Origin of the sequence: Streptomyces lydicus, assembly GCF_000717345.1 — a bacterium.
In the GTDB taxonomy this organism is placed as follows: Bacteria; Actinomycetota; Actinomycetes; order Streptomycetales; family Streptomycetaceae; genus Streptomyces; species Streptomyces lydicus.
The window spans coordinates 1-16,439 of the sequence record NZ_JNZA01000069.1; the positions used below are offsets into that span (position 1 = coordinate 1).

At 72.1% G+C, this 16,439-nt stretch carries 14 protein-coding genes, 1 tRNA gene and 1 pseudogene; 12 read left to right on the plus strand and 4 right to left on the minus strand.

The features are described 5' to 3' along the window. Positions 1 to 129 precede the first annotated feature (129 nt). Together OO62_RS35425 and OO62_RS35430 are read right to left on the minus strand one after the other, a co-directional pair. Positions 130 to 2,559 carry a Tex family protein gene (locus OO62_RS35425; protein WP_033271839.1) on the minus strand — a complete coding sequence of 810 codons (2,430 nt, stop codon included), beginning with the start codon at positions 2,557 to 2,559 and terminating at the stop codon, positions 130 to 132. Between the two features lie 161 nt (positions 2,560 to 2,720). Then, on the minus strand, positions 2,721 to 3,590 hold the full coding sequence (locus OO62_RS35430) for an SCO6745 family protein (protein ID WP_033271840.1): 870 nt from the start codon (positions 3,588 to 3,590) through the stop codon (positions 2,721 to 2,723). 166 nt (positions 3,591 to 3,756) lie between these two features. Here OO62_RS35430 and OO62_RS35435 point away from each other — a divergent pair, with 166 nt between their 5' ends. Both OO62_RS35435 and OO62_RS35440 read left to right on the plus strand, forming a co-directional pair. Further along, a complete protein-coding gene (locus OO62_RS35435; RefSeq protein ID WP_033271841.1) occupies positions 3,757 to 4,728 on the plus strand; it encodes a GlxA family transcriptional regulator in 972 nt (323 codons plus the stop codon). A 62-nt stretch (positions 4,729 to 4,790) separates the two neighbouring features. Further along, the gene (locus OO62_RS35440) at positions 4,791 to 5,435 is read left to right on the plus strand and encodes a DJ-1/PfpI family protein (RefSeq protein ID WP_033271842.1); all 645 of its coding nucleotides are present in this window, start codon (positions 4,791 to 4,793) and stop codon (positions 5,433 to 5,435) included. Between the two features lie 39 nt (positions 5,436 to 5,474). Here the strand turns inward: OO62_RS35440 and OO62_RS35445 are convergent, their stop codons facing one another. Next, positions 5,475 to 6,248, minus strand: a complete 774-nt coding sequence (locus OO62_RS35445) for an enoyl-CoA hydratase/isomerase family protein (protein WP_033271843.1) — start codon at positions 6,246 to 6,248, stop codon at positions 5,475 to 5,477. Between the two features lie 54 nt (positions 6,249 to 6,302). Between OO62_RS35445 and OO62_RS35450 the strand changes: the two genes are divergently transcribed. The 3 genes from OO62_RS35450 (at position 6,303) to OO62_RS35460 (ending at position 8,861) form a co-directional block, all read left to right on the plus strand. After that, positions 6,303 to 7,946: an ABC-F family ATP-binding cassette domain-containing protein gene (locus tag OO62_RS35450; protein WP_033271844.1), complete on the plus strand. Its 1,644-nt coding sequence runs from the start codon at positions 6,303 to 6,305 to the stop codon at positions 7,944 to 7,946. Between the two features lie 83 nt (positions 7,947 to 8,029). After that, positions 8,030 to 8,103, plus strand: a tRNA-Met gene (locus OO62_RS35455). Between the two features lie 266 nt (positions 8,104 to 8,369). After that, positions 8,370 to 8,861: an ATP-binding protein gene (locus OO62_RS35460; protein WP_033271845.1), complete on the plus strand. Its 492-nt coding sequence runs from the start codon at positions 8,370 to 8,372 to the stop codon at positions 8,859 to 8,861. Here the strand turns inward: OO62_RS35460 and idi are convergent. Then, a complete protein-coding gene (gene idi / locus OO62_RS35465; protein WP_033271846.1) occupies positions 8,836 to 9,447 on the minus strand; it encodes an isopentenyl-diphosphate Delta-isomerase in 612 nt (203 codons plus the stop codon). The two genes, OO62_RS35460 and idi, sit on opposite strands and share 26 nt — an antisense overlap. 592 nt (positions 9,448 to 10,039) lie before the next feature. On the opposite strand from idi, the gene OO62_RS35470 reads away from it, so the two are divergent. From OO62_RS35470 to OO62_RS41195, 7 genes and pseudogenes are all read left to right on the plus strand, one after another. Continuing rightward, entirely contained in the window at positions 10,040 to 11,845 is a 1,806-nt protein-coding gene (locus tag OO62_RS35470; protein ID WP_033271847.1) for a DUF5941 domain-containing protein, read from the plus strand. Next, positions 11,842 to 12,579, plus strand: coding sequence for a phosphocholine cytidylyltransferase family protein (locus tag OO62_RS35475; RefSeq protein ID WP_033271848.1), 738 nt, complete (start codon positions 11,842 to 11,844; stop codon positions 12,577 to 12,579). The genes OO62_RS35470 and OO62_RS35475 overlap by 4 nt, the downstream gene beginning before the upstream one ends. Next, on the plus strand, positions 12,567 to 13,628 hold the full coding sequence (locus tag OO62_RS35480; RefSeq protein ID WP_033271849.1) for an iron-containing alcohol dehydrogenase family protein: 1,062 nt from the start codon (positions 12,567 to 12,569) through the stop codon (positions 13,626 to 13,628). Before OO62_RS35475 ends, OO62_RS35480 begins: the two co-directional genes overlap by 13 nt. Beyond that, a complete protein-coding gene (locus OO62_RS35485) occupies positions 13,606 to 14,385 on the plus strand; it encodes a CDP-alcohol phosphatidyltransferase family protein (RefSeq protein WP_077194016.1) in 780 nt (259 codons plus the stop codon). Before OO62_RS35480 ends, OO62_RS35485 begins: the two co-directional genes overlap by 23 nt. A gap of 23 nt (positions 14,386 to 14,408) precedes the next feature. After that, positions 14,409 to 15,290: a glycosyltransferase family 2 protein gene (locus OO62_RS35490; protein WP_180290193.1), complete on the plus strand. Its 882-nt coding sequence runs from the start codon at positions 14,409 to 14,411 to the stop codon at positions 15,288 to 15,290. 77 nt (positions 15,291 to 15,367) lie between these two features. After that, complete coding sequence (locus OO62_RS35495) at positions 15,368 to 16,297, plus strand: ABC transporter permease (protein ID WP_033271852.1); 930 nt, start codon at positions 15,368 to 15,370, stop codon at positions 16,295 to 16,297. Next, positions 16,290 to 16,439: pseudogene (locus tag OO62_RS41195) on the plus strand (ABC transporter ATP-binding protein); the annotation flags it as partial. The gene OO62_RS35495 and the pseudogene OO62_RS41195, both read left to right, overlap by 8 nt.

A 16,439-nucleotide genomic window follows, 5' to 3' on the forward strand; every position in this document is an offset into this window, starting at 1 on the left:
CCCGAACCCACCCCCCGCCCCCTCCCCCGAAGGGGGAGAGGGGGAGGGGGCGGGGGAGCGCCGTCGACCGGAGCGCCGCCCGTTTCAGCACGAGGCAGGGAAGCAGCGCCCCTCACCCCCGGTGCGGGCTCACCGCCCGCGTCCCTCCTTGCCGAGGAGGCCGGCGCGGCGGAGGGCGTCCGCCATCGCGTCGTTGGCGGGTGCGGCGTCGCGGCCGCCACGGCGTTCGCCGCCGCGCTGGCCGCCGCCCTGCCGCTGGCGGGGCGTACCGCCCCGGGCGCCCTCGCGCGGGCCCCGGCCGCCGCCGCCCGCTCCGCCGCGGCGTTCACCGCCGCCCGGGGAGGGGCTCTTGCCGTGCTCGTCGTCCAGCCGCAGCGTCAGCGAGATCCGCTTCCGCGGGATGTCGACGTCGAGCACCTTGACCCGCACGATGTCGCCCGGCTTGACCACCTCCCGCGGGTCCTTGACGAAGTTCCGCGACATCGCCGAGACATGCACCAGACCGTCCTGGTGGACGCCGACGTCCACGAACGCCCCGAAGGCGGCGACATTGGTCACCACGCCCTCCAGGAGCATCCCGGGCTCCAGATCGCCGATCTTCTCCACGCCCTCCTTGAAGGTCGCGGTCTTGAAGACCGGGCGCGGGTCGCGGCCCGGCTTCTCCAGCTCCTGCAGGATGTCGGTGACCGTCGGCAGGCCGAAGGAATCGTCGACGAAGTCGGCGGGCTTCAGGGCGCGCAGCGCCGACGTGTTGCCGATCAGCGAACCCACCTCGGTACCCGCCGACTTCACCATCCGGCGGACCACCGGGTACGCCTCGGGGTGCACGCTGGAGGCGTCCAGCGGGTCGTCGCCGCCGCGGATCCGCAGGAAGCCCGCGCACTGTTCGTACGCCTTCGGGCCGAGCCGTGCCACGTCCTTGAGGGCCTTGCGGGAGCGGAACGGGCCGTTGCTGTCGCGGTGCGCGACGATGTTCTCGGCGAGGCCGGAGCCGATGCCCGACACCCGGGAAAGCAGCGGCGCGGACGCGGTGTTGACGTCCACACCGACGCCGTTCACGCAGTCCTCGACCACCGCGTCCAGCGAACGCGACAGCTTCACCTCGGACAGGTCGTGCTGGTACTGGCCGACGCCGATCGACTTGGGGTCGATCTTGACCAGCTCGGCCAGCGGGTCCTGGAGGCGGCGGGCGATGGACACCGCGCCGCGCAGCGAGACGTCCAGCTCGGGCAGTTCCTGGGAGGCGAAGGCCGAGGCGGAGTACACCGAGGCGCCTGCCTCGGAGACCATCACCTTCGTCAGCTTCAGCTCCGGCTGGGCGGCGATCAGATCGGCCGCCAGCTTGTCGGTCTCGCGGGAGGCGGTGCCGTTGCCGATGGCGATCAGTTCGACGTCGTGCTCGCGGGCGAGCTTCGACAGCGTGGCCAGCGAGGCGTCCCACTTCTGCTGCGGGACATGGGGGTAGATGGTCTCCGTGGCGGCCACCTTGCCGGTCGCGTCCACCACCGCGACCTTCACGCCCGTACGGAAACCGGGGTCCAGGCCCATCGTGGCGCGGGTGCCGGCCGGCGCCGCCAGCAGCAGGTCGCGCAGGTTGGCGGCGAAGACCCGTACCGCCTCGTCCTCGGCGGCCTGCCGCAGCCGCAGCCGCAGGTCGATGCCGAGGTGCACCAGGACGCGGGTGCGCCAGGCCCAGCGCACGGTGTCCTGCAGCCACTTGTCGCCCGGGCGGCCCCGGTCGGCGATGCCGAAGCGGTGGGCGAGGGACTGCTCGTAGGAGCTGGGGCCCTCGGTGGCCGCCGACGGGTCCTCGGGCTCCAGGGTGAGATCGAGGATCTCCTCCTTCTCGCCGCGGAGCATCGCCAGCACCCGGTGGGAGGGCAGTTCGGTGAACGGTTCCGCGAAGTCGAAGTAGTCGGCGAACTTGGCGCCGGCCTCCTCCTTCCCCTCGCGCACCTTCGCCGCGACCCGGCCGCGCGTCCACATCCGCTCGCGCAGCTCGCCGATCAGGTCGGCGTCCTCGCTGAAGCGCTCGGTCAGGATGGCCCGGGCGCCTTCCAGGGCGGCCGCCGCGTCGGCGACGCCCTTGTCGGCGTCCACGAACGCCGCGGCGGCCGCGGCCGGTTCCACCGACGGGTCGCCGAGCAGGCCGTCGGCGAGCGGCTCCAGGCCCGCCTCCCGCGCGATCTGCGCCTTGGTGCGCCGCTTCGGCTTGAACGGGAGGTAGATGTCCTCCAGCCGGGCCTTGGACTCGGCGCCGCGGATCTGCGCCTCCAGGGGGGCGTCCAGTTTGCCCTGGGACCGTACGGACTCCAGGATCGCGGTCCGCCGCTCCTCCAGCTCCCGCAGGTAGCGCAGCCGCTCCTCGAGCGAGCGCAGTTGCGCGTCGTCGAGCATCTCGGTCGCTTCCTTGCGGTAGCGCGCGATGAACGGGACGGTCGAGCCCCCGTCGAGCAGTTCGACCGCGGCCTTCACCTGCCGCTCCTTGACGCCGAGCTCCCCGGCGATCCTCGCTTCGATGGACCCGAGGGCCCCGATGGGCTCAGTGGATGCCGTCACGTTGATCCTGACCCGCCTTCCAGCTCGTGCTTCGAGCCTGCATTGTGCCGGTTGGCGGCCCGGGGTGTCGCACCGCCCGGCCGGGAGCGCCGGGGTGTGAGAAGCCGCACGCACACCCCGGGCCCGCCCCCGAGGGAGCTTCCTGCCGACTGCCGAAGGGCCTACTTGCCGAACATCACCGCGGGGAACGCCCCGGCGTTCATGGCGGTGGTGGTGAAGCCGGCCGCCAGCTCGGTCAGCCGGGCCACGTCCTCGGCGCCCAGGTGTGCGTACGGTCCCCGGTCCAGCCGGTCCGTCCGGTGCTCCAGGTCCTTGCGCAGCTGGACGCCCGCCTCGGTCAACTCGCCCTCGGCGTCCAGGAGCCCGCGGGTCCGCAGCCGCTCCTGGGCCGCCTGCCAGTCGTCCTCGGACCAGCCGCGGGTCGCCATGACGCCCGTGAAGCTCATGCCCCGGCCGCTCGCGTTGTGCGTGACCAGCGCCTCCAGCCCGTCCAGCTCGGCGTCCAGCAGTGCCAGCAGGTGGCCGTCGCCGCGGTGTTCGCGCAGCAGCGTCGCGGCGTGCCAGTAGGCCAGGTGCGGGGCGTCCGGCACGGGCAGGTCGGCGTGCGCGGCGTACAGCGGCCGGGCCTGCGGGGCGCAGCCCTCGGTGGCGCGCAGCGCCAGCTTCGCCGCCTCCGCCATCTCCGGCGACTCCACCGCCGCGTCACCGAGCAGCCGGCGCAGCGTGGCGTCCGCGGCGCGCAGCCGGGCGGCGAGCACCTGCTCGGGCGTGGTGACGGACCAGACGTGCGGTACGTGCCGGGCGATCAGTGCGTGGTTGAAGTTGTAGAAGGTGGCCGTGACGGTGCCGGGGCCGACGGCGCCCATGGCCGCGCTGCGGCAGGCGAAGTAGCTCGCGCTGCGGTCCTCGATGCCGAGCGCGGCCATCTCGGCGGGCAGCTCCGGCGCGAAGTAGTGCGTGGAGTGGAAGGGGTTGATGACGTTGTGACAGGCGCGGCCGGCCTGCTCGGGCAGAGCGCTGGAAGAGGTCATACAGGGCAGGGTACCGACCCGTCGGTATGGGGGTGGCGGGAGGGCGTCGGGTGCCGCACCGGCCCCCTCCGCTCCGGGGCGGCGCCGGCTCTCCGTTCCGCGCCGTGGCAGGAAAGGTGGGAAACCTGTCATTGCGGCCACCGCGCCCGCTGCCCAGGATGGGGCCATGGAACAGCGCGATGTGCTGGTCGTCCTCTTCGACGGCGTGCAGGCTCTCGACGTCACCGGACCGGTCGACGTCTTCAACGGGGCGGACCGGGCGGCGCCCGGCAGCTACCGGATCCGTACCGCCGCCCTCGACGCCGCTCCGGTCCGCACGACGAGCGGACTGACCCTCGTCCCCGACCTCGCGCTCGCCGACGCGCCGGTGCCGCACACCCTGCTGGTGCCCGGCGGCGAAGGCACCCGTACGCCCGACCCCCGGCTGACCGACTGGCTGCGCGGGAACGCCCACCGCGCCCGGCGCAAGGTCTCGGTGTGCAGCGGGGCGCTGCTGCTGGCCGAGACCGGCCTGCTCGACGGCCGTCGCGCGACGACCCACTGGATGCTGTGCGACACCCTCGCGGAGCGGTTCCCGGCCGTGCGGGTCGAGCCCGAACCGATCTACGTACGCGACGGCGATCTGGCGACCTCGGCCGGCGTGACCGCCGGTATCGACCTGGCGCTGGCCCTGGTGGAGGAGGACCTCGGCCGGGATCTCGCGCTGACCGTCGCCCGGCATCTGGTGGTCTTCCTGCGGCGTCCCGGCAACCAGACCCAGTTCAGCGCCCAGTTGGCGGCCCAGACGGCGCAGCGGCGGCCGCTGCGCGACGTCCAGCACTGGATCACCGAGAACCCGGCCGCGGACCTGTCCGTCGACGCCCTCGCGGACCGCGCGGGGCTCTCACCGCGGCACTTCGCCCGGGCGTTCCGGGACGAGGTCGGCATGACGCCGGGGCGCTACGTCGACCGGGTGCGGCTGGAGGCGGCCCGCCGCCGGCTGGAGGACACCGTCGACGGCGTCGCGCAGGTCGCGCGCCGCTGCGGCTACGGCACCCCCGAGGCGATGCGCCGCGCCTTCCTGCGGGCGCTGGGCGCCTCCCCGGCGGAGTACCGCCGCCGGTTCCAGCCGGCCGCACCGCAGCCGCGGCCGGTCTGAGCACCGCCGCGCCTTCCCCCTTCCCCGACCCTTCCCGCGATTCCTCGACACCAGGAGCCGACATGCAGATCGCCATCCTTCTCTACGACCACTTCACCGCCCTGGACGCCATCGGCCCGTACGAGACCCTCAGCAGACTGCCGGGAGCCGAGACGGTGTTCGTCGGCGAGCGCGCCGGCACCCACCGCAGTGATCTCGGTTCGCTCGGCCTGGTCGCCGACGCCGCGCTCGGCGAGGTCACCGCCCCGGACATCCTCGTCGTGCCCGGTGGCCCGGGGCAGACCGCGCTGATGGCGGACGGCCCGCTGCACGAGTGGATCCGCGCGGTGGACGCCGGCACCACCTGGACCACCTCGGTGTGCACCGGCTCGCTGATCCTCGGTGCCGCCGGCCTGCTCCGGGGGCGCCGGGCGACGTCCCACTGGCTGGCACTGGACCAGCTGCCCGGCCTCGGGGCCGAGCCGACCGGGGAGCGGGTGGTCTTCGACGGCAAGTACGTGACGGCGGCCGGCGTCTCGTCCGGTATCGACATGGGCCTGAGGCTGGCCGGCCGGATCGCCGGGGACACCGTGGCCCAGACGATCCAGCTCGGCATCGAGTACGACCCGCAGCCGCCCTACGACGCGGGCGCACCGGAGAAGGCACCCGCCGAGGTCACCGCGCTGCTGCGGGACCGCGCCCGGTCCGTGCTGAGCGGCCAGCAGTAGTTCCGGCCTGCCGAGGGCGCCCGCGGCGCCGGTCCGGCGTCAGGGCGTGGGCCAGGTGAAGCGCGGCGCCCGGCGCTCCAGGAAGGCGGCGGCACCCTCCGCGGTGTCGCCGCTGGCGCGCGCCTGCGCGGCCCAGTGGGCGCCGCGCTCCTCGGCCTCGGCGGGCGGGACGTCCCAGGTCCCGTTGGCCAGCTCCTTCGCCGCGGTCTGGGTCAGCAGCGACCGGCTCGCCAGTACGGCCGAGAACTCCGCGACCCGCTTGGCCAGCTCGCCCTCCGCCAGCACCTCGTCCACCAGCCCGGTCCGCAGCGCCCGCGCGCAGTCGATCAACTCACCGGAGAACAGCAGGTACTTGGCCGTGGCGAGCCCCACCAGCCGGACCAGCCGCCGGGTGGCGGACGCCGGGTAGACCACCCCCAGCTTGGCCGGCGTCACGCCGAACAGCGCACCCTCCTCCGCGAACCGCAGATCGCAGGCGGCCGCCAACTGGGCGCCGCCGCCGACGCAGTAGCCGCGTATCGCCGCCAGCGTCGGCTTGGGGAAGGCCGCCAGTGCCTCCTCGGCCGCCACCGCCAGGCCCTGCGACTCGCCCGCCGCGTTCCCCCGCAGCGAGCCGATGTCCGCACCCGCGCAGAACGTGCCGCCCTCGCCGGTCAGCACCAGCGCCCGTACGGCGCGGTCGCCCGCCAGCCGGTCCAGCAGCGGCGGCAGATCCCGCCACATCTGGACGGTCATCGCATTGCGCTTGCCCGTGTTGCTGATGGTGACGGTCGCTGTGCCGTCGCTGACGTGCGTCGTGAGACCCGGTTCCATGCCCGGATATTAGAGCGACCGGCGCGGCCGCGGCCGGATACGATCGGCGGCCTGATGTCAGCAACTCTCGTCGCCAAAGACCTCGCCGCCGGCCACGGCGAGCGCGTCCTGTTCTCCGGCCTGGATCTCGTCGTCGCTCCCGGCGATGTGATCGGCCTCGTCGGCGCCAACGGAGCGGGCAAGTCCACCCTGCTGCGCCTGCTGGCCGGCCTGGACACCCCGGAGGACGGCAAGCTCTCGCTCAGCCCGCCCACCGCCACCGTCGGCCACCTCCCGCAGGAGCCCGACCGCCGCCCCGGGGAGACCGTACGGGCCTTCCTCGCCCGCCGTACGGGCGTGTCCGCCGCCCAGCGCGCCCTGGACGACGCCACCCAGGCGCTGGTCGAGGAGCAGCCCGGCGCGGACGACGCCTACGCCACGGCGCTGGAGCGCTGGCTCGCGCTGGGCGCCGCCGACCTGGACGAACGTGCCGAGGAGACCGCGGCCCAGCTCGGCCTCTCCATCGGCCTCGACCAGCCGATGACCGCGCTCTCCGGAGGCCAGGCCGCCCGCGCCTCGCTGGCCTCCCTGCTGCTCTCCCGTTACGACATCTTCCTGCTGGACGAGCCCACCAACGACCTCGACCTGGACGGCCTGCAGCGGCTGGAGTCCTTCGTCACCGGGCTGCGCGCCGGCACCGTCCTGGTCAGCCACGACCGCGAGTTCCTGACCCGCACGGTCACCCGCGTCGTCGAGCTCGACCTCGCCCAGCAGCAGGTCAACAGCTACGGCGGCGGTTACGCCTCCTACCTGGAGGAGCGCGAGCGGGCCCGCCGGCACGCGCGCGAGCAGTACGAGGAGTACGCCGACACCAGGGCCGCCCTGGAGACCCGCGCGCACACCCAGCGCAACTGGATGGAGAAGGGCGTCAAGAACGCCCGCCGCAAGGCCACCGACAACGACAAGATCGGCCGCAAGGGCCGGGTGGAGGCCACCGAGAAGCAGGCGGCCAAGGCCAAGCAGACCCAGCGTCTGATCGAGCGGATGGAGGTCGTCGAGGAGCCCCGCAAGGAGTGGGAGCTGCGGATGGAGATCGCCGCCGCGCCGCGGGCCGGCGCGGTCGTGGCCACCCTCCGCGGCGCCGGCGTCCGGCGCGGTGATTTCACCTTCGGGCCGGTGGACCTCCAGATCGACTGGGCGGACCGGGTCGCCATCACGGGTCCCAACGGCTCCGGCAAGTCCACCCTGCTCGCCGCCCTCCTCGGCCGGCTGCCGCTGGACGCCGGCCAGGCCACGCTCGGCCCCGGTGTGGTGGTCGGCGAGGTCGACCAGGCCAGGGGGCGGTTCCTGGGCGACGAGCCGCTGATGGATGCCTTCCGGGCCTCCGTCCCCGACCTCTCGCCGGCCGACGTGCGCACCCTGCTCGCCAAGTTCGGGCTGAAGGCGGCGCATGTGCTGCGCCCGGCGCGCACCCTCTCGCCGGGGGAGCGCACCCGCGCCGCGCTGGCCCTCCTCCAGGGCCGCGGGGTCAACCTGCTGGTCCTGGACGAGCCGACCAACCACCTCGACCTGCCCGCCATCGAGCAGCTGGAGTCCGCGCTCGCGTCGTACCGGGGCACCCTGCTGCTGGTCACCCACGACCGCCGGATGCTGAAGGCGGTGCACACCACGCGCCGGATCGAGGTGGAGGCCGGCCGGATCACCGACCGGGCCGTCTGACCAGGCACGGAGCCCCTCCCGACAGGCGTGGTGATTATCGATTTGGCCCTGCGGTCGCCGACCCGTAAGGTAGGGGCAACCGACGCGGGGTGGAGCAGCTCGGTAGCTCGCTGGGCTCATAACCCAGAGGTCGCAGGTTCAAATCCTGTCCCCGCTACTGATACGTACAGCAGGTCCGGTGCTCAGGCACCGGACCTGCTGTGCTGTGTGCGGCTGCTGTGGCCGGAGGTCTCCGGTGCGCCCCGATGGCGGGGATCGTACGGTCGCTCTCCGGGGTGTTCCGCGAAGCAGGAACAAAGAGAACAGGATCGGTCACCCCGCCGACCAAATCACTCTGAATCGGTCACAAGGTGTCGATAAGTGCTGACTTGCGTTCAGCAGGCCGGTACGGACCAACGCATTCCCAACACTCTTCCTGTGAGGATGCCTTCCGGACCCCCCGCAGAACCCCCTGAAGAGCTGACCTCCCCGCTCGCGTACGAAGGTGTCTGGCGGTTCACCGCCCCGGCACTGGAGGCTTCGGTGCCCCAGGCCCGCCACGCGGTCCGGGATCTGCTCGCCGAACAGCGTGTGCCCGTGGCCGCCGAGATCATGGACGGCCTGCTGCTCATCGTCTCCGAACTCGTCACCAACGCCGTCCGGCACGCCGCCGTGCTCTCGCCGCAGATCGCCGTCCAGGTCACCATCGGTGCGAACTGGCTCCGGGTCGCGGTCGAGGACAACCACCCCTACCGCCCCAAGGCTTTGGAGGCGGAGGAGGGGGATGTCGGAGGCCGCGGGCTGTGGCTGGTCAAGACGCTCACGGCCGAGGCGGGCGGCAAATGCGACGTCGAGCACACGGTGAACGGAGGCAAGGCCATCTGGGCCGAGCTTCCGCTCACCCCGCTCGCTACCAGCCCGCCGACTGCCCGGTGAGTTCGCGCACCGCCGGGCGGGCCGCGTCCAGCACGGTCATGAACCACGAGGAGAACGGCGCGGCGGCATGCCGATCGGCCAGCTCCTGCGGCGTCACGAACGCGATCTCGCCGACCTCCTCCGGGTCCGGCGCCGGCTCGGTCCGCACCAGCCCCACGAACAGGTGGTTGTACTCCTGCTCCACGAGCCCGGAGTCCGGATCCGGATGGTTGTAACGCACCGTGCCCGCCTCGGCCAGCAGCGCGGGCGCCAGCCCCAGCTCCTCCGTCGTCCGGCGGGCCGCCGCGACGAACGGCGCCTCACCGGGGTAGGGGTGGCCGCAGCAGGTGTTGGACCACACACCGGGGGAGTGGTACTTCCCCAGCGCCCGGCGCTGGAGCAGCAGCCGGCCCTTCTCGTCGAAGAGGAAGACCGAGAACGCCCGGTGCAGCTGGCCCGGAGGCTGGTGCGCCGCGAGCTTCTCCGCGGTGCCGATCGTCCGACCGTCCTCGTCGACCAGCTCCAGCATGATCGGTTCGGCGGTGCCGCCCGGTGTGGTCACCGCCGCGTCCCCGGCGGTCTGTCCGTTGGCAGGTGTGATCGGCATGCCCATCCTTGTCGTCGGTCTACGACGTCAAGTCTGCCCTAGCCCGGCCCTGATCAGCGGCACAGCGGGTGCGCGGCGCCACACCGCCCGCGCGCCGTCCGCCGTGCGCGCCCGTCGGGAAACGGCCGTGCATCCACCGTGCAGCCGCCGTGAAAGGGGCCACATCCGTGCGTGCCGGCCGTGGCGCCGGGCCGGCGCCCGGTGCCGCGGGCCGCCGGCCGCAGCGGCGGGCGATGATCTCCGCCGGGCCCGGGACGACTCGTGCCCCACCTGCCCCGGCACAACCCGCCCGCCCCGTGACCAGCCCGCTCATAACCGGCACCGGATTGGGTGCCGGGCCCCTGGCCAGTTGTTCATGCGCCCCCCGATCCACCATGATGATCGCGGCAGGCGCAGCCGTCGGTCACTCGATCGTGCGGTGAATGTGCGGTGAACGGCCGCATCCGGCGATCCGATAGCCTCTGCCGACGTGCCACCCCAGCCCACCGGGCGCCAGGTGTGCCACGCCCGCTGCCCGGGTAGTTCGTATCGAATGCGGATCGACTGCGAACCGGCCCGTGCTGCCTTGTCAGCATCCAAGGAGTGAGTTCGTCTGTCGACCGCCATCCTCACCGGTTCGCCGGTCGCCGGGTCGCCGCTCGAAGCCGACCTGCGCACGCTGGGCTTTGACGTCCGTACGGCGAACGACCCCGCGTCGGTGGCCGAGCTGATCGCCGGCCTGCCCGCGCAGCAGCGGATCGCCGTCGTCGATCCCCGCTTCGTGGGGCATCTGCACGCGCTCCGGCTCGCGCTGACCGACCCCCGCTTCCCGGCCGCCGCCGTACCCGGCGCGCTCACCGTGCAGCCCGAGGCGCGCCCCGCGCTGGCCCGCGCGGTCGGCCGGATCCCGGTCGGCGCCGGCACCGCGCACCTCACGGACGTACTGACCGAGACGCTCACCGAGTCCCTGGACCAGGACACCGTCGGCCTGCACCGGGTCGAGCTGGGCAGCCTGGTCGCCACCGTCGCCCTCACCCCCGCCCAGCGCGAGGAGGCACGGGAGGCGGTCGCCGCCGTCGACGACGAGGCGGTACGGCTGCGCACCGCCGTGAAGTCCCGCGACGGGTTCTTCACGACCTTCGGCATCAGCCCGTACTCCCGCTACCTCGCCCGCTGGTGCGCGCGCCGCGGCCTCACTCCCAATCAGGTCACCACGGCGTCCCTGCTCACCGCGCTGATCGCGGCGGGCTGCGCGGCCACCGGAACCCGCGGCGGCTTCGTCGCGGCCGGCCTGCTGCTGCTCTTCTCCTTCGTCCTGGACTGCACGGACGGGCAGCTCGCCCGCTACTCCCTGCAGTACTCGACGCTGGGCGCCTGGCTGGACGCCACCTTCGACCGGGCCAAGGAGTACGCGTACTACGCGGGCCTGGCCCTGGGTGCCGCGCGCGGCGGGGACGACGTATGGGCGCTGGCGCTGGGCGCGATGGTGCTGCAGACCTGCCGCCACGTCGTCGACTTCTCCTTCAACGAGGCGAACCACGACGCCACGGCGAACACGAGCCCGACCGCCGCGCTCTCCGACAAGCTCGACAGCGTCGGCTGGACGGTCTGGGTACGCCGGATGATCGTGCTCCCCATCGGTGAGCGCTGGGCCATGATCGCCGTGCTCACCGCGCTCACCACCCCGCGCATCGTCTTCTACGCCCTGCTCATCGGCTGTGCGCTGGCCGCCTGCTACACCACCGCGGGACGGGTGCTGCGCTCGCTGACCCGGCGGGCCCGGCGCACCGACCGCGCCGCGCAGGCGCTGGCCGACCTCGCCGACTCGGGGCCGGTCGCCGAGCTGATCGCCCGCGGTGCGCGCGGCCGCGGCCGGACCGGTTCCTACCTCGCCCCCGTTATGGCGTTTCTCTCGGCCGCGGTGCTGCTGATCTGGGTGATCTTCGAGGACGACCCCTCGTCCTGGCTCACCGTCGGCGTCGCCGCCGCCTCCGCGCTGCTGGCCGGTGCGGCCGTCTCCCGCCCGCTCAAGGGCGCCCTCGACTGGCTCGTACCGCCGCTCTTCCGGGCCGGCGAGTACGTCACGATCCTGGTGCTGGCCGCCCGCGCGGACGTCCCCGGGGCGCTGCCCGCGGCGTTCGGGCTGGTCGCGGCGGTCGCCTACCATCACTACGACACGGTCTACCGCATCCGCGGTGGCACCGGAGCCCCTCCGCGGTGGCTGGTCCGGGCGACGGGCGGTGCCGAGGGACGGATCCTCGTGGTCACCGTCCTCGCTGCCGCGTTGTCCCCCTCAGGTTTCACAATCGCGCTGACGGCCCTTGCTGTGGTCCTGGCGCTGCTGGTGCTCGCCGAGAGCATCCGCTTCTGGGTGTCCTCCCAAGCACCCGCCGTACACGATGAAGGAGAACCCGCATGATCGGCCTCGTGCTGGCTGCCGGCGCCGGACGGCGTCTGCGCCCCTACACCGACACCCTGCCCAAGGCACTGGTGCCGGTCGACGGGGACACGACCATCCTCGACCTGACCCTCGGCAACTTCGCCGAGATCGGCCTGACCGAGGTCGCGATCATCGTCGGCTACCGCAAGGAGGCCGTGTACGAGCGCAAGGAGGCCCTGGAGCAGAAGTACGGCCTCAAGCTCACCCTGATCGACAACGACAAGGCCGAGGAGTGGAACAACGCCTACTCCCTGTGGTGCGGCCGTGACTCGATCAAGCACACCGTGATCCTCGCCAACGGCGACACCGTGCACCCGGTCTCCGTCGAGAAGACCCTGCTCGCCGCCCGCGGCAACGGCCAGAAGATCATCCTCGCGCTGGACACGGTCAAGCAGCTGGCAGACGAGGAGATGAAGGTCATCGTGGACCCCGAGAAGGGCGTCCAGAAGATCACCAAGCTGATGGACCCCGCCGAGGCGACCGGCGAGTACATCGGTGTCACCCTCATCGAGGGCGAGGCCGCCGAGGAGCTGGCCGACGCCCTGAAGACCACCTTCGAGCGGGACCCCGACCTCTACTACGAGGACGGCTACCAGGAGCTGGTCAACCGCGGCTTCAAGGTGGACGTGGCCCCGATCGGCGACGTCAAGTGGGTCGAGATCGACAACCACGACGACCTGGCGAAGGGCCGTGACATCGCATGCCAGTACTGACCCGCCTCATTCCGTCCCCGGTCGTCGTCGACATCAACGCCGGCGCCCTGGACGACCTGGCGGGCCTGCTGGCCGATCAGCGCATCTCCGCGTCCGGCAAGCTCGCCATCGCGATCAGCGGCGGCTCGGGGGCGCGGCTGCGCGAGCGGCTGTCCCCCGCGCTGCCCGGCGCCGAGTGGTACGAGGTCGGCGGCGGCACGCTGGATGACGCGATCAAGCTCGCCGACGCCATGAAGAAGGGGCACTACGACGCGGTCGTGGGCCTCGGCGGCGGCAAGATCATCGACTGTGCCAAGTTCGCCGCCGCGCGGATCGGCCTGCCGCTGGTCGCCGTCGCGACGAACCTGTCGCACGACGGCCTGTGCTCGCCGGTCGCCACGCTGGACAACGACGCGGGCCGCGGCTCGTACGGTGTGCCGAACCCGATCGCCGTGGTGATCGACCTCGACATCATCCGCGAGGCCCCGGTCCGGTTCGTCCGCTCCGGCATCGGCGACGCGATCTCCAACATCTCCGCGGTCGCGGACTGGGAGCTCTCGCACCGCGAGACCGGCGAGGACATCGACGGGCTGGCCGCCGCCATGGCCCGCCAGGCCGGCGAGGCCGTGCTGCGCCACCCCGGAGGTGTCGGCGACGACAACTTCCTCCAGGTGCTGGCCGAGGGCCTGGTCCTGACCGGCATCTCGATGTCGGTCGCGGGCGACAGCCGTCCGGCCTCCGGTGCCTGCCACGAGATCAACCACGCCTTCGACCTCCTCTTCCCCAAGCGCGCCGCGAGCCACGGCGAGCAGTGCGGCCTGGGCGCCGCCTTCGCCACGCATCTGCGCGGGGACAAGGAGACCCGTGACCTGATGGTCGAGGTGCTGCGCCGGCACGGGCTGCCGGTCACGCCGGGTGAGATCGGCTTCACCGACGAGGAATTCGTCCAGGTCGTCGAGTACGCACCCAAGACCCGCCCCGGGCGCTACACCATCCTGGAGCACCTCGACCTGTCCACCGACCAGATCAGGGACGCTTACGCCGACTATGCACAAGCCGTCAGTAGCTGAACTCCGCCCGGTCGTGCACCCCGCGGGTGTCAAGGACCGGCGCAGCGGTGAGCACTGGGCCGGCCGGCTCTACATGCGCGAGATCTCCCTGCGCATCGACCGGCACCTGGTGAACACGCGGGTCACGCCCAACCAGCTGACCTACCTGATGACCGTCTTCGGCGTCCTTGCCGCCCCGGCACTGCTGGTGCCGGGGATCTGGGGCGCCGTGCTCGGCGTGCTGATGGTCCAGCTCTACCTGCTGCTGGACTGCGTCGACGGCGAGATCGCCCGCTGGAAGAAGCAGTTCTCGCTGGGCGGCGTGTACCTGGACCGGGTCGGCGCCTACCTGTGCGACGCCGCGGTCCTGGTCGGCTTCGGCCTGCGCGCCGCCGACCTGTGGGGCGCGGGGCGGATCGACTGGCTGTGGGCGTTCCTCGGCACCCTCGCGGCCCTCGGCGCCATCCTGATCAAGGCCGAGACCGACCTCGTCGGCGTCGCCCGTCACCAGGGCGGGCTGCCGCCGGTCAAGGAGGCGGCGTCCGAGCCGCGCTCGTCCGGTATGGCGCTGGCCCGCAAGGCGGCCGCGGCGCTGAAGTTCCACCGGCTTGTCCTCGGTGTCGAGGCGTCCCTGCTGATCCTGGCCCTGGCGGTCCTGGACACGGTCAGGGGCGACCTGTTCTTCTCCCGTCTGGGCGTTGCCGTGCTGGCCGGCATCGCGCTCCTTCAGACGCTGCTCCACCTCGTGTCCATCCTCGCCTCCAGCAGGCTCAAGTGACGGGAGCCGATGTGGGTACGAGCATGCGCGTCGGTGCGGTCGTCCTGACCATGGGCAACCGCCCCGACGAGCTGCGGGCGCTGCTGGACTCGGTCGCCAAGCAGGACGGTGACCCGATCGCGATCGCCGTCGTCGGCAACGGTTCGCCGCTGCCCGAGCTGGCCGTTCCCGGCGTGGACGTCCGGACCGTCGAGCTGCCGGAGAACGTCGGCATCCCGGCGGGCCGCAACGTCGGCATCGAGGCGTTCGGGCCCGGCGGCAGCGAGGTCGACATCCTGCTCTTCCTGGACGACGACGGGCTGCTGGCCAGGGAGGACACCGCCGAGCTGTGCCGCAAGGCGTTCGCCGGGGACCCCGGGCTCGGGATCATCAGTTTCCGGATCGCCGATCCGGAGACCGGCGAGACCCAGCGCCGGCACGTGCCCAGGCTGCGCGCGTCCGACCCGATGCGCTCCTCGCGGGTGACCACCTTCCTCGGCGGCGCGAACGCGGTCCGTACGAAGGTGTTCGAGGAGGTCGGCGGGCTGCCCGACGACTTCTTCTACGCCCATGAGGAGACCGACCTGGCCTGGCGCGCGCTGGACGCGGGCTGGCTGATCGACTACCGGTCGGACATGGTCCTCTTCCACCCGACGACGGCACCGGCCCGGCACGCGGTCTACCACCGGATGGTGGCCAGGAACCGCGTCTGGCTGGCCCGCCGCAACCTGCCTGCCCCGCTGGTTCCGGTCTATCTCGGTGTCTGGTTTCTGCTCACCCTCGCCCGCCGGCCGTCGCGGCCGGCACTGCGGGCCTGGCTGGGCGGCTTCAAGGAGGGCTGGGCGACCCCGTGCGGTCCCAGGCGCCCCATGAAGTGGGCTACCGTTTGGCGACTGACCCGACTGGGCCGCCCACCCGTCATCTGACAAGCTCGTATCTGAGAGCATCAGCGCGAACCGGGGCGTGGCCCCGGCAGCGCACCTTGAGGACGAAAGTGTCAACTGTGAGCGAGACCACGCACGACGGTGCGGTCGCCATGAGTGCCCCGCCAGCTTCCGACGAAGGGCTCTCGCCCGCCCAGCGGGCCCAGAAGTACGGGCTTGCGCAGAGCGGGGCCCGGCCCAGCCTCCCGGACTACATCCGGCAGCTGTGGCAGCGGCGGCACTTCATCTCCGCCTTCGCCAGCGCGAAGCTGACGGCGCAGTACAGCCAGGCCAAGCTGGGACAGGTCTGGCAGGTGGCCACGCCCCTGCTGAACGCGCTCGTCTACTACTTGATCTTCGGCCTGCTGATCGGTACGAGGAAGGGCATCCCCGACTTCGTCCCGTTCCTGGTGACCGGCGTCTTCATCTTCACCTTCACCCAGAGTTCGGTGATGGCCGGTACCCGGGCGATCTCCGGCAACCTCGGGCTGGTGCGGGCGCTGCACTTCCCGCGGGCGTGCCTGCCGGTGTCGTTCTGCCTGATGCAGTTGCAGCAGCTGCTGTTCTCGATGGGCGTGCTGGTGCTGATCCTGCTCGGCTTCGGGCAGATGCCGACGTGGTCGTGGCTGCTGGTCTTCCCGGCGTTGACCCTGCAGTTCGTGTTCAACACCGGCTTGGCGATGGTGATGGCGCGGCTGGGTTCCAAGACTCCGGACCTGGCGCAGCTGATGCCGTTCATCATGCGGACGTGGATGTACGCGTCCGGCGTGATGTTCAGCATCGACCTGATCCTCAAGGGCAAGCACGTCCCGCATTTCGTGGAAGTCCTGCTCAACGGGAATCCGGCCGCGGTCTACATCGACCTGATGCGTTTCGCGCTGATCGACAGCTTCACCCACAAGCAGCTGCCGCCGCACGTGTGGGCGTTCGCCGGCGGATGGGCGCTGCTGATGGGCGTCGTCGGTTTCGTGTACTTCTGGAAGGCTGAGGAGCGGTACGGACGTGGCTGAGCAGAACAACGGCCTCCAGCCGACCGAGGCGGCCGGGGAGCGTATCCCGACGGTGATCGCGGACGATCTGCACATCGTCTACCGCGTCTACGGCACCGGTGCGGGCCGGGGCAGTGCCACCGCGGCGCTGAACCGGATCATC

Bases quoted from the DNA above. Each gene is read 5' to 3' on its own strand.
- idi (WP_033271846.1), bottom strand. From the start codon at position 9,447: ATGCCGATCACACCTGCCAACGGACAGACCGCCGGGGACGCGGCGGTG.
- OO62_RS35440 (WP_033271842.1), top strand. From the start codon at position 4,791: ATGCAGATCGCCATCCTTCTCTACGACCACTTCACCGCCCTGGACGCC.
- OO62_RS35450 (WP_033271844.1), top strand. From the start codon at position 6,303: ATGTCAGCAACTCTCGTCGCCAAAGACCTCGCCGCCGGCCACGGCGAG.
- OO62_RS35430 (WP_033271840.1), bottom strand. From the start codon at position 3,590: ATGACCTCTTCCAGCGCTCTGCCCGAGCAGGCCGGCCGCGCCTGTCAC.
- OO62_RS35480 (WP_033271849.1), top strand. From the start codon at position 12,567: ATGCCAGTACTGACCCGCCTCATTCCGTCCCCGGTCGTCGTCGACATC.
- OO62_RS35460 (WP_033271845.1), top strand. From the start codon at position 8,370: ATGCCTTCCGGACCCCCCGCAGAACCCCCTGAAGAGCTGACCTCCCCG.
- OO62_RS35490 (WP_180290193.1), top strand. From the start codon at position 14,409: ATGCGCGTCGGTGCGGTCGTCCTGACCATGGGCAACCGCCCCGACGAG.
- OO62_RS35485 (WP_077194016.1), top strand. From the start codon at position 13,606: ATGCACAAGCCGTCAGTAGCTGAACTCCGCCCGGTCGTGCACCCCGCG.
- OO62_RS35435 (WP_033271841.1), top strand. From the start codon at position 3,757: ATGGAACAGCGCGATGTGCTGGTCGTCCTCTTCGACGGCGTGCAGGCT.
- OO62_RS35475 (WP_033271848.1), top strand. From the start codon at position 11,842: ATGATCGGCCTCGTGCTGGCTGCCGGCGCCGGACGGCGTCTGCGCCCC.
- OO62_RS35445 (WP_033271843.1), bottom strand. From the start codon at position 6,248: ATGGAACCGGGTCTCACGACGCACGTCAGCGACGGCACAGCGACCGTC.